The sequence below is a fragment of the bacterium genome, from assembly GCA_021371935.1.
GTDB lineage: Bacteria > Armatimonadota > UBA5829 > UBA5829 > UBA5829 > UBA5829.
This window is the reverse complement of the sequence record JAJFVF010000002.1, coordinates 351,632-363,862: the sequence shown is the minus strand read 5'-3', so window position 1 is coordinate 363,862 and position 12,231 is coordinate 351,632. Positions and strand designations below refer to the sequence as shown.

The 12,231-nt window shown below is 49.7% G+C and carries 9 protein-coding genes; 6 read left to right on the top strand and 3 right to left on the bottom strand.

The features are described from left to right. Window positions 1–26: 26 nt before the first annotated feature. The 3 genes from LLG46_01700 to LLG46_01690 all read right to left on the bottom strand — a co-directional run bounded on the left by LLG46_01700 (window position 27) and on the right by LLG46_01690 (window position 4,370). A complete protein-coding gene (locus LLG46_01700; protein MCE5322009.1) occupies window positions 27–713 on the bottom strand; it encodes a cytidylate kinase-like family protein in 687 nt (228 codons plus the stop codon). Between the two features lie 106 nt (window positions 714–819). Then, the gene (locus tag LLG46_01695; GenBank protein MCE5322008.1) at window positions 820–2,775 is read right to left on the bottom strand and encodes a hypothetical protein; all 1,956 of its coding nucleotides are present in this window, start codon (window positions 2,773–2,775) and stop codon (window positions 820–822) included. A 173-nt stretch (window positions 2,776–2,948) separates the two neighbouring features. Then, complete coding sequence (locus LLG46_01690; protein MCE5322007.1) at window positions 2,949–4,370, bottom strand: NAD-dependent malic enzyme; 1,422 nt, start codon at window positions 4,368–4,370, stop codon at window positions 2,949–2,951. A 314-nt stretch (window positions 4,371–4,684) separates the two neighbouring features. On the opposite strand from LLG46_01690, the gene pilM reads away from it, so the two are divergent. The 6 genes from pilM to gspE all read left to right on the top strand — a co-directional run bounded on the left by pilM (window position 4,685) and on the right by gspE (window position 12,147). Then, a complete protein-coding gene (pilM, locus tag LLG46_01685; protein MCE5322006.1) occupies window positions 4,685–5,806 on the top strand; it encodes a type IV pilus assembly protein PilM in 1,122 nt (373 codons plus the stop codon). A gap of 59 nt (window positions 5,807–5,865) precedes the next feature. After that, on the top strand, window positions 5,866–6,468 hold the full coding sequence (locus LLG46_01680) for a PilN domain-containing protein (GenBank protein ID MCE5322005.1): 603 nt from the start codon (window positions 5,866–5,868) through the stop codon (window positions 6,466–6,468). Continuing rightward, window positions 6,449–7,204 (top strand): type 4a pilus biogenesis protein PilO, encoded by a 756-nt coding sequence (locus LLG46_01675; protein MCE5322004.1) that lies wholly within the window; start codon window positions 6,449–6,451, stop codon window positions 7,202–7,204. The genes LLG46_01680 and LLG46_01675 overlap by 20 nt, the downstream gene beginning before the upstream one ends. After that, complete coding sequence (locus LLG46_01670) at window positions 7,191–7,844, top strand: hypothetical protein (protein ID MCE5322003.1); 654 nt, start codon at window positions 7,191–7,193, stop codon at window positions 7,842–7,844. The genes LLG46_01675 and LLG46_01670 overlap by 14 nt, the downstream gene beginning before the upstream one ends. After that, complete coding sequence (locus LLG46_01665; protein MCE5322002.1) at window positions 7,834–10,131, top strand: secretin and TonB N-terminal domain-containing protein; 2,298 nt, start codon at window positions 7,834–7,836, stop codon at window positions 10,129–10,131. Before LLG46_01670 ends, LLG46_01665 begins: the two co-directional genes overlap by 11 nt. Before the next feature lie 285 nt (window positions 10,132–10,416). Then, a complete protein-coding gene (gspE, locus tag LLG46_01660) occupies window positions 10,417–12,147 on the top strand; it encodes a type II secretion system ATPase GspE (protein MCE5322001.1) in 1,731 nt (576 codons plus the stop codon). The last annotated feature ends 84 nt before the right edge of the window (window positions 12,148–12,231 follow it).

Here is a 12,231-nt window from a genome sequence, read left to right as displayed (position 1 = left end):
TCTTGACCCAGATTAGGTTAACCAGTTTATGCCGGGCAAGGCTTTGAGCACCTGGCTTTGAGCGCCACTTTGATAATTTCAATGGCATCATCATTAGTGAACTCGTCCATCCAGATTGAAAGGTCATAGTGTGCGGACTCGACCTTTTCCCTGCCGAACGCTTTCTCAATAAAATGCTCACGATCCCTATCGGACTGCCTGATCTTCGCATCGGCCTGTTCGCGTGTAAGGTCTTCATAGGTCATCATGTTCGCGATACGACGGTCAAATGAAGCATCGATCCTAATATTCAAAGCCTTCGGTAGTAGCAAATTTGCACCGCGGCCAAGGATAATGGCATTTCCAAGTCTGGCAATTGCCGCCACTGCGTGAGCAAGATGCTTGATATAAATGAACCCACCGACTTCATGATCGCCTAATGCCGCACGAGCAAACAGCTCAATTTCAGACTTGGTGTGCTCATCAAACTCTTCCACTACCCTGCGCGATACCGATGCATCCTCAGCCATAGCGTCGAGCAGTTCTTTATCCCACAAGCTCCAACCGAGGTCATGAGCGAGCTTTTCGGCAATTATTCTGGCACCGCTGCCCATTCCTCGAGAGATTGTAATTACAGGATGATGGCATACAGTGCCCGAATCCTGCAACCTGCGGCGGGCAAGCTCCGATCTACTTACTTGCTGATTGACCAGTTCTTCGATGTACTTTGGCATCTTACTCCCCTGCCTTTCGATTCGAGTCACTTATGATTGCAATTAGCCTTACATGTACTATTTCCACATATCCGCGTCTGTCCCTGCGTTACAAACGTCTGATTTTTCACCTCGCCCAGACGTTTAACTTCAGGTCATTTGCCTGCTCGATATTTATATCTCTGATCATAACAGTCTTTTGCTCACCGGGGATGAGGTCGAAATAATTGTCTGATGGACGAGCAAGATGCGGCAGATTGGATAGTGTAACATTGCGAGCGTAAGAATCGACTGATATCACCATTTCATGGGTGGTCTCTGAAAGCTGCTCTCTGTGGACCAGGAGTTTCGGCAAAGGAAAATGCATTTGTGACCAGGGCAGAGCAAAGTACACACCGCGTGCTATCACCTCTTCGCGTACCTCCAGCATAGCGACAAGGCACTGCCTTGCCGGATCGGTTAAGACCTTATCCAGCGGCTCACTCTGCCAGGCCATAGCTGATGAGTTGGGTTCAATATTCACCTGCACTTCCCACGTGTCTAGCCCGCACGCGTCAAATGTCATCACACCGATTTTTAACTTGCCTTCTATGCCGTGCAGTCGGTCATCCGTACATATGTATGCCTGAAGCCGGCCACCAGCCTGCCTAAACGATATTATCACCGTATCAAATGCACGTTTAACATAATAGTATGCCGGCTTTGGAGATATGTAGCTGTCAACCAGGCTGGAACTGATTGCCGGACGAGAATCGTTAAAAATATCCAGAAGTGCGGAATCAGTTTTCTGCCTGTCGCACCTGCGGCTCTCTATCTCGGCCTTAAGCAGTTCTCCCTGCAAAATGCCCGCATATGTAGCAAACTGCTCGGCAGTCTTGAACTCGCCCATCTTATGTTTCGTAAGCTCGATCATGTCCGCTGAGCAGCCATGATAGGTCATCATCTCACTGTCCGGTGGAAAAAGCTGTTCCTGGGATATAAATCTGCGCAGAGAGTCTATCTCTGGCGGACCGGAAACATGAAGGGTGTCGGCAAAAAACGTATTTGATATGACTTGGCGAGAATGATCGAATTTCCTGAGCACTTTCTGGATGTCGGCGGCATCATTACCTGTCCAAGCCGCAACAGACGCATGATTGCGCAGGGCTTTCAAAGCAGCCTCCGCATCTTCGCCCTTATCGGCTGTAGGCAGGCTCTGACAAAGCATAATGCCCATCTCATCGCACGTCCGATAGAAAAGAGTGCCCTCAATTCCCTGAACCACGAGCAAATTGATACTCGCATCCTTCGCGAGCTCGACAAGTTCGTGATAGCACTCGTCCGGCGAATGCGAGATGTTTGTCCAATTTGCAGCCTTTGCAAATATCATTTCACCATTGACCAGCAGTGTCGGACCAATTTTGCCCTCAAGTTCGATAAAACTGATATTCCGCACACCAAATGAAGCCTGGGTGACATCCTGCACTTCCTCCTCGCAGGTAATGCCCACCATACAATTATATAAAGACGCCTCGCCGACTCCGTTCGGCCACCAGAACTCAGGCTCTTCTATGCGGATAACAGCCTCGATGACCCCGCCGAAGGGCGATATATAGTCGTCGATCTCAATCTTCTCTCGATTCTCACCTTTGGATACGACTATCGAGGCCACAACACGAACATCATCTTGAGTGTGGTTCGCGACTTCGATATAAATCCACGCATTTGCCCAACTGCCCTCGAGATCCGTGTCGATGTGGATGTTCTCCATCGAGACAAGGTCGCAGGAGATAAGCCTCACATCACGGCACAATACTGTGCCCGGCTCGAAGAGTATTTCAATGCTGTTGTCTCCGGCTTTTACGGCATCGGTGACATCAAGTTTGCGCTGGATCAGTCCACCCTCTGCTTGGCCTATTTCACGGCCGTTGAGGGTAATCGCTGCAGTAGCGCTCACACCGTCAAGTTCAAGATATGTCTGTCGTTGAAGAAAATCTTCATCTACCGCGAATCTGCGCTTGTATAACCAACGCTTCTCGCGAACCCATTTAGTCTGCTCGGCATTCATGCCGAAATCCGGATCAGGAATTTTGCCTGCATTCATTAAATCTTGCTCAACCTCACCGGGGATCTGAGCAATTACAATATCCGATCTTTTATCGCTTTGACAAAGCTGCCAGGAGCCATTTAGGGACAGAGTGTTTTTCATAAATTAGAAGATTTCCCTTTTTCCTCCAGATAAATCCTTTTGAAAGACACATCAACGAACGAGGTGACTTAAAACTCAAAGTAAATCGGCGTCTTTGCCAAATTCTGATCGGAGGCAACATCCATAACGGCCTTCGTTACCCGCGCAGACACCTTGTCGTTAAATGCGCTTGGGATCACGTAGTCGGGCCTCAGCTCATCAGGCTCTATTACAGACGCTATTGCTTTTGAAGCGGCAGTGAGCATTTCGCGTGTGACTCTCTTCACACCCGAGTCGAGCAGTCCCTTAAATAGGCCAGGGAAGCAAAGGACATTATTGATCTGGTTTGGATAGTCAGACCGGCCTGTCGCTACAACTGCAGCAAAGTCAGCCACTTCCTCGGGCGGAACCTCGGGGACGGGATTAGACAGAGCGAATATTATAGGGGCTTTGGACATCACTCGCATATCTTCGCCCCGAAGCAAATCGGGACCAGACAGACCCAGGAACAAATCCGCTCCAGCCAGTACGTCTTTCAGCGATCCGCGCTTGTTATCTTTATTTGTAACTCGGGCAAGCCATGCCTTGGAGGGAACTTCCTCGCCCCTGCCCTCATAAATGGCGCCCTTACGGTCGCAGACTACGATATCACCTATCCCAAGGTCCATCAGCGCACGGCTGCAAGCGCATCCTGCAGCTCCCGCGCCTACGACTACCGCGTGCATGTCCGCCGGGTTCTTACCCGTTACCTTGACAGCATTTATGAATGCTGCGCCGACAACTACGGCAGTGCCGTGCTGGTCATCATGAAAGACAGGAATATCCACAGCCTCGGTGACACGCCTTTCAACTTCAAAACATTTGGGAGCAGCTATGTCCTCGAGATTGATCCCGCCGAATGTCACCGATACAGCTATCGCAGTCTGAACGAGGACCTCCGTATCTGTGGTATCGACGCACACCGGAAATGAATTCACTCCGCCGAACTCTTTGAAAAGCACAGCTTTGCCCTCCATGACCGGCAGAGACGCCAAAGCACCGATATTGCCCAGGCCGAGAACGGCTGAACCATCCGTGATGACGGCCACCGTATTGCGCCTTATTGTGTAGTCACGAGCGGCACAGCGGTCTTTTGAAATTGCCTGGCAGACACGCGCGACTCCCGGCGTATAGGCCATCGATAGATCCACATAGTCTTTCAAGGGAGACTTGGAAACCACATCGAGTTTGCCGTTTTCATGAAGTCTGAAAGTGCAGTCATAGGCATCCTGCACTTCCACATCTGGAACTGCTTTAACTGCGCTGACTATGCTTTCAGCATGCTCGTCGCCGATTGTATCGACAACTACATCACGGACGATGTGCGTCCGGTCGGACGACACAATACTGATCGACCCGACGCTGCCGCCTGCCTGCGCTATGGCTGACGTCACTTCGGAGAGCCTGCCGATACTGTTGGGATATCTTAACCTTATGGATATGCTGTTTCCGGGACTCGGGGTCTTTTTCAATTCCTGCTCCTTACAAATAGCTGAGGGCTGAGAGTGGAAAGCGAAGAACCAAGCCACTACCGCCAAGTCCATACTCCGACACAGGGGGCGCAGAATCCTTCTACAAACCCCTATCCCCCGTCCCCTAACACCAAGGACCCGGCAAGATTTCCTGTTCTTTTATATACATCTAATGTTGAGCCCAAAAATGACGATAATCCATGCTAGGAAGCGTGCCCGTAGCGTTTCCAATACAAACGCCGACGTGTGTGCGCCGGAGGTCGTCTTGTCTGACAAAGACAGACGCACAGGAAAATCGGAGGTCGCAGCAAATAGTGCTAAACTCACTCTTTTCAAAAGAGACTACTGTCGGAATCGACATCGGTTCGAGCTGTATCAAGGCAGTGGAAATCGAGCCGACCGCCCGCGGATGGGAACTGGCTAACGCGGCGGTCACACCCACACCGCCTGATGCAGTCAAAGAAGGCGTAGTCGTCAACATTTTGGATGTTGCCCAGGAAGTGCGCAGCCTGCTCAAAGATGCCGGCATACGCGCCACTGGAGCCATCAGCGCTATCTCCGGTTCCCAAGTGATAGTGCGCCAAGTGCAGTTTCCGAAAATGCCGGAAGCTGTCCTTCGGAAATCGATCAAATATGAGGCCGGTAAGCATATATCCTCATCTATGGAAGACAGCGTTGTCGAGTTTGAAATACTCTCAGATATGCCCGACTCCAATGAGATGAATGTAATGCTGGTGGCAGCACCGCGTGAAATGGTTGATTCACGCGTCAAAGTTTTAGAATCCGCAGGGCTTGAACCATTGATGGTCGATATTGAGGCTTTCGCACTCATCAGATCGCTCGTCGAGTTCAGCGCATCGGATGAATACCTCCGCAAGACAGTTGCACTGATCGACATGGGCGCAAGCCATACTGATGTCAACATCGTAAGCAAAGGCGAGTTTGCCCTTACCCGCAATATTCCAATAGCGGGCAACAGCTTCACCAATGCCATCAAGTCGCTTACAGGCGCATCATTTGATGATGCGGAGCGCATGAAAATAGAGATGGCAAAAGACTACCCGCTGGATCAAATAAGCGCAATGGACGATGAGAATCGGAACTGGAAAGTAGTACAGCCACTTCTTGACGAACTGATTCGCGAAATCAGGCGATCAGTCCATTTTTATCAGTCACAGTTCCCCGAAGGCAGCGCCGATACAATGGTCAGCAAGATTGTCCTGACTGGGGGCACGGCACGAATGCCGGGCATGGACGCTTATATGTCGGCAAAGCTGAGTATACCCACAGTTATTTCCGAGGTATTCAAGCAGACGGCTATCGGTACCAACCGTGTTTCCGAGTCTTTTGTCACAGAACATGGTCCGATTCTTGCAGTGGGAACTGGACTTGCTCTGAAAGATCTGATTCCAGAAACAAAGAATGCTGCGGCCTAATGCCGGCAGCCAAATACTTAATAAAAAATCTCAAATACTAAATTGGAAAGGAGTTCCTGATGCCTTCCATAAATATGATAGCTCCCAGACGCGCAGAAAAACAGCGTCTGGAAAGAGACATGCGCAGACTGGTCCTTGTGATTCTGGCGGAACTGATAATAGCCGTCATTCTGGGCGGATGGGCATGCACAAAGGCATATACGATGCGCTTGAATATCAATCGTCTGGATGCGCAGATTGCTAAACTTCAGCCAGTGGTCAAAGAAATTGAGCAATATGAAAGCGCAACAAAAAAACTGACACCCAAGATGGACCTACTCGCTGATGCTAAAGACAGCACAATGCGCTGGTATAACTCACTCGATAAATTAACGCAAAGCCTGGCAGCATCAACTTACCTGACGCGTATCTCAGCATCGCAGTCCACAGACAAGAGTGTACAGACAACGGTCAGTCTTACGGGAATCTCAGACACGCAGGAACGCGTCGGCGAGACAATACTCCGACTGCAGACAATACCCGACTTTGATAAAGTTGACCTCCATTTTACAAAGAAGATGGCAAGCAACTCTCAGAGCGGTTTTGAGTTTGAGATCGGGGCGACTATGATGAATGGCAACACGTCGAAAGGAGTAAGCAGCGATGGCGCAAGTAAATCTTAAGCCCAGCTCAAAAGGGATTACGGCGCTAATAATCATCGCGGTGGTGATCTTTTTCGGCTGCACCCTGGCATATGTCGCAGTTGCGGGAAAACTTAAAGGCACGGCGGCAGAGCTGAAGTCAAAAGAAGAAAAAGTGGCTCAAAGCAAGGAAATTGCTCAAAAGCTGGAAGAATCGAAACTCAACTATCTGGACGCAAGGAGCCAGATACGCTTTTTGGAGTCATCGGTCACAACTTCGGCTTACGTTCCCACCCTTCTCAAGCAGCTTGAATACCTTGGCAAGTCGGTTAATCTCAATGTGATTGGTGTTCGCCCACAGGCCATAAAGGAACAGACTGGACCGCGAAAACTATCGAGTGGCGCGCAGGCAGCCGCAGGAAATGTCGAGGCAGCATCCGAACAAAGGTCTCAGCCCGGCAGCCAAGCAGTAAAAACAAAGACGGCTCCCTATGATGAACTCAATATTGACATTGAGGTGGAGGGCAAGTATATGAATGCTCTCGACTTCTTGTATAAACTCACCAGTTTTCCAAAGATCATTGCTGTGAATAATGTGCAGATGAGTCCGGCAGGTAGTGAACAAGTTATCGGTTCGCCGTCACTGAACATAAGAATGAGTATTACAGCATATGTTCTGAAAGACGATGCTCCGGTTGCCGCGCCGAATCTTCCGGCAGACACGATTACCGGCAGGAATCCAAGCAGTGAAGGGAGAGACGGCAATGAAGCTGGATAAGCAACAAGTCCCTCAGCTTATAGTGCTGGGAGTCCTTGTCTTGATCTGTATTGGTTACGTCTCATTCAAAGTGATATCGCCCGGCACGAAACCGCCCCCTGCGCCAGTGTGTAAAGCCGATCATCAGACCGAGAATAGTTCTGCGACTGATGAAAGCACTGACACAGAGGTATCGAGTCTTGCAAATGGGACTTTCCCTGACCTTATGGTCACTCCGCCAAGGAGAGACCCGTTCGCTCCGGTTGCATCATTGGAAATTGATAATGCTAAAACGAACAAGCCTGTCGAGACGACCAGACCATCGACAACGAGGGTTGATAAACCTTACCCTTCAGTAAGGGTGCCGAAGATTGAAGCTAATCCGTTCAATCCCTTCCGGCAATCAGCCACTAGGACAATTCAATCCGAACAAATTCAAGTTCAGGAACAAGAGCCGGAATTTGCGCTCACCGGCATTATCCGTGGTGATCGCAACGTCGCCATTATCCGATCTGATGAAGGTGGACGTTATATCGTAAAGCAGGGCCAGCTCATTGATGGGCGCTACAAAGTTGAATCCGTTTCCGACGACGGCGCAACGCTGGTCTACAAAAGTCGTCGTATTCACGTGAAATTAGGAGGAATCAAGAATGCGAGCTAAATTCATCGCCTTCATGCTGGTCCTTATATGTTTGGTCTCCAGCGCAGCTTTCGCCGATAAGGCGATAACCGGAATAAACGTAGTCAACAAAACAGACCGCGTAATCATCAGTATTCAGGGTAATAGTGCTCTGAAAATGACGCCACTGGTTTCACCCAGCGGCAGATACGTGGGGTTTCAGTTCCCATGCAAACTCATTGCAAAGGGCGGACTTGTTGGAATCCGCTCCGGCAGAATATATAATGTCAGATATTCGAATTTTACGGCCAATCCGCCCAGGACACGTGTGGTCGCAAATACACGCAGCCATGTGCAGTATTCGACCTCTTGGGCTGGTGACAAGAGCCGAGTTGAGATTACAATATGGAAGAACGGCATACCCAAAGCAACAAGTGCGAAAAGCCAGGCAGCTTATCCGCTTACTCCGGATGCTTCTTCAGCCGTATCTTCAATTACAAACATAACAACGACAAGAGCCAAAACGCAGGTGCGCAAAGATATGCCTGCTCCTCTTGTCAGCGCATGCACAAAGGCTATGCCTATCCCGTCAGCCAGGCCCGCTGCACCCGTTGCGAAGGTTTTGGGGCTGACAGAAGTCGCTGAGGCTCCGAGCGTATCCGTGTCCATACCCGTTTCAAGCATACCAAAAGATTTCCGTCCCAGGTTTAGTGACGAGCCGAAGAAAATCGCACGCGCAGATTCTGGTGGAAATGGTAGAGTCGCGGCAGCTTCGGAAAAGAGAGTCTCGCTCAACTTCCTTGGAGCCGATATCAACGACGTGCTCAAAGCGTTGTCTGTGCAGAGTGGTCATAATATAGTGGCAAGCAAGGATGTCACCGGAAATGTTACGGTGAGCCTGTCTGACGTCACCGTAGATTCCGCACTCGATTATGTCGCAAAGCTCAGCGGTTATGCCTATACAAAAGAAGGCGGCACTTATCTTGTCGCTTCAAAGGATTCCCTCAAGACTCTGACGAGTGGAAACAATGGAGATCCGACGACTGAGGTCATCAAACTCAGCTACGCAATGGCCGACGATGTAATTGACCTGGTTAAAAACAGATATCCCAATCTGCAGATAAGTAAGATTGGTGTCGAACGGACTGCCAGGGTAGGACTATCGAACAACGCTGGTGACTCTTCCATAGCTCTACGCAACAATCTGCTTGTTTTGACCGGCACTGAAAGTGAAGTCGAAGCAGCAAAGAGTCTCATTGAGCAGTTTGAAGATACTCTGAAAGTGCAAGTAGTTGAGAGCAAGAGGGCAATTTATAAGGTCAAATATGTAAACGCAAAAGAACTGGCCAGCGCAATCGCTGTTCTAATTCCTGGCATCGGCATTACTTTTGCTCCCACTGAAGGCTTTGACTTGGCGGGTCCCAAGTCCATCAAGGTGAATGACTCCGGCTCGGCTGTAACTCAGGACGAATCCAACAAAATTCAGAAAGAGCAGAATGCTTCACAGCAGGCAAGTGACCAGATCGGTCTGATGGGTGTCACGGGCAGCCAGGCTGGGACAAGTTCCAAACTGGTAAGTATTGAAACACGTACCAGACCGCTGGCAATTGTCATAACCGGACGAGAGTTGGATGTGGAAAAAGCCCTGCAACTGGCTAAGGAGCTTGACATAAAGTCGCCGCAGATCAAGATAGAAGCCAAAATCACAAGCATCAGCAAAACAGGTGAGCAGCAGCTTGGCCTGGACTGGAGTTGGGACGAAATATCCTTTACGGAAAGCCCGAGAAATACCTGGACAAGAAACGCGACGAATTTCTCTGCGACACTTGATGCACTTATTACCAACGGCGATGCAACGGTGCTGGCTTCGCCAAACCTGCTGTGCCTTGACGGGAAACCCGGTGTGTTCTTCGTCGGTGACGAAGTGACCTACGTCAGTTCGGTCAGCTCTTCATCAAGCGGCGAAAAGACTTATAACACAAGCACTGTGCAGGCAGGTGTGCAGCTCAGGCTGGTAGGAAGTGTGAACCCTGATGGATACATTACACTCAACCTTCATCCTGAAGTCAGCACGGTCACACTTACTACGGAAGACAGTGTGACACTGCCAACCGTAAACAGGCGTTTTACAGATCATGTCGTGAGAGTCAAAGACGGTTCGACAATCGCGATCGGCGGCTTGATAAGAGAAGACGAAGTCGAAAGCATGAGCAAAATTCCTCTTCTGGGAGACTTGCCATTCTTTGGAAAACTCTTCAGGCATAAAGAAACAAGCCACGATAAGAACGAAGTGGTCATGTTCATCACGGCCTCAAGTTTCAATGACTAATATTCCAGGACGAGCGCTCATAGCTTCCGCCTGGTGCCGCCCCGCCGGATATTTCTGGTGGGGCGGCGATGAACACACTCAATTACGTAAGCTAAATAAATTGCAAGTCTCGGTCTGGAAACCGTATATTCAGAGCAAGTTCTCTGATACAAATTCAAGACCGTATTTCACTTAACAAAACGGCTCTTTGGCCGATAACTGAATTTGGAGATGCTGGCTCTTTCGCAGCTCTCATTTTTTTGACTTAAAATCGGGGCGAAATGCTCATAAACTTTAGAGAAGTATATGCAGAAGACTGAAGCAATAGGTGAGGTGTTTCTGAGATTAGGGATCATCTCGAGGCAGCAGCTTGACCAGGCGCTGGAAAAGCAAAAGCTCCTCAAGCGACAGGACTCACTGGGTGACGTTCTAGTGAGTATGGGACTGATCTCGGAAAAAGACCGGGTAAGGGCACTCGGTGAGCAATGGGGAGTGCCGTTCGTTGACGTCACCGAGCTTGAGGTTGACTCAACAATAATCAAGCTCGTGGCGCAAAACGCGGCACGTAAACTCAAAGTATTGCCCATAGCCAGAAAAAACGGCAAGCTTACCCTGGCGATGAAAAACCCGCTGGACATCTTCGCCATTGATGAAATACGCATGATGACGGGTGTAGATGTTGAGCCCGCTATTGCACCCGAAGAAGATATCATAAACGCCATTGGGCGGCTATATCGGACCGGCGCGACCGCTTCGGAACAGGTAAGCGATGTTATTAAAGAATTCGATTCCGCCGATATAGATTTCACCGGCGGCGACCATGGAGATGACGAAGAAGACATCTCCATAGAGCAGCTCCGTGAACTATCTGAAGAAGCGCCTGTAATTAAACTGGCCAACCTTATCATCAGCCGTGGAGTCAGTGACGGAGCCAGTGATATACATATAGAGCCGGGAAAAGATGCCGTGCGTATCCGGCTTAGAATCGACGGCATTCTGCATGAAGTTATGCAGGTGCCCAAGAAAATTCAAGCATCGCTTACGTCAAGGCTGAAAATTATGGCCGAGATGGATATAGCAACCAAACGGACACCACAAGACGGCAGAATCTCTGCAGTTATCGACGGCAGGCAGTTCGATTTTCGTGTCTCGACACTGCCTTCGGTATTCGGAGAAAAGATAGTGTTGAGAATTCTGGACAAGAGTTCGATCTCAATTGGACTTCACAAACTCGGACTTTTGCCGGAGACACTGGAAAGGTTTGAGAGTCTGATCTCAAGAACATACGGGATCATACTCGTTACGGGACCGACCGGCAGCGGGAAGTCAACAACACTGTATTCGGTTCTATCAAAATTGAACTCAGGCGAGAAGAATATTCTGACTATCGAGGACCCTGTCGAATATGAAGTGGCGGGGCTGACCCAGGTGCAAATAAACACGCGCGCGGGTCTGACTTTTGCATCGGGTCTGAGAACAATGCTCAGGCAGGACCCGGATATAGCTATGGTCGGAGAGATTCGAGATGCAGAGACGGCAACAATAGCAACAGAAGCAGCGCTGACCGGCCACCTGGTGCTTTCAACGCTGCACACAAACGATGCACCCGGAGCGCTTACGCGACTGGTTGACATGGGAATCGAGCCGTTTTTGATTGCTTCGAGCGTAATCGGAGTGCTGGCACAGAGGTTGGTGCGTGTGGTCTGCCCGAAATGCAAAGAGCAGTATCAACCTCCGCGCGACGCCATAAAAAGGCTTGGAATAGACATAGATGGAGATGCGCGGGTCAGTTTCTATCGGGGCAAAGGATGCGATCACTGCCGCGGAAACGGATATAAAGGCAGACTTGGAGTCTATGAACTTATGCATGTAAATGATCGCATACGCGATCTGGTGCTGCAGAAATCATCAGCACACCTGATCCGAGAAGCGGCGGTCGAGACAGGAATGAAGAGCCTGCGAGATGATGCTATCGCAAAAATTCTTTTGGGGCAAACTACACTTGAAGAATGCCTGCGAGTCATCTATGCAGGATAGAGGAGAGAATGAATATGCAGCCGGACACAATATTTGACGAAGCAGTCGATATCTCTAACGATTCGCAAGTCTTGTCAATCGAAG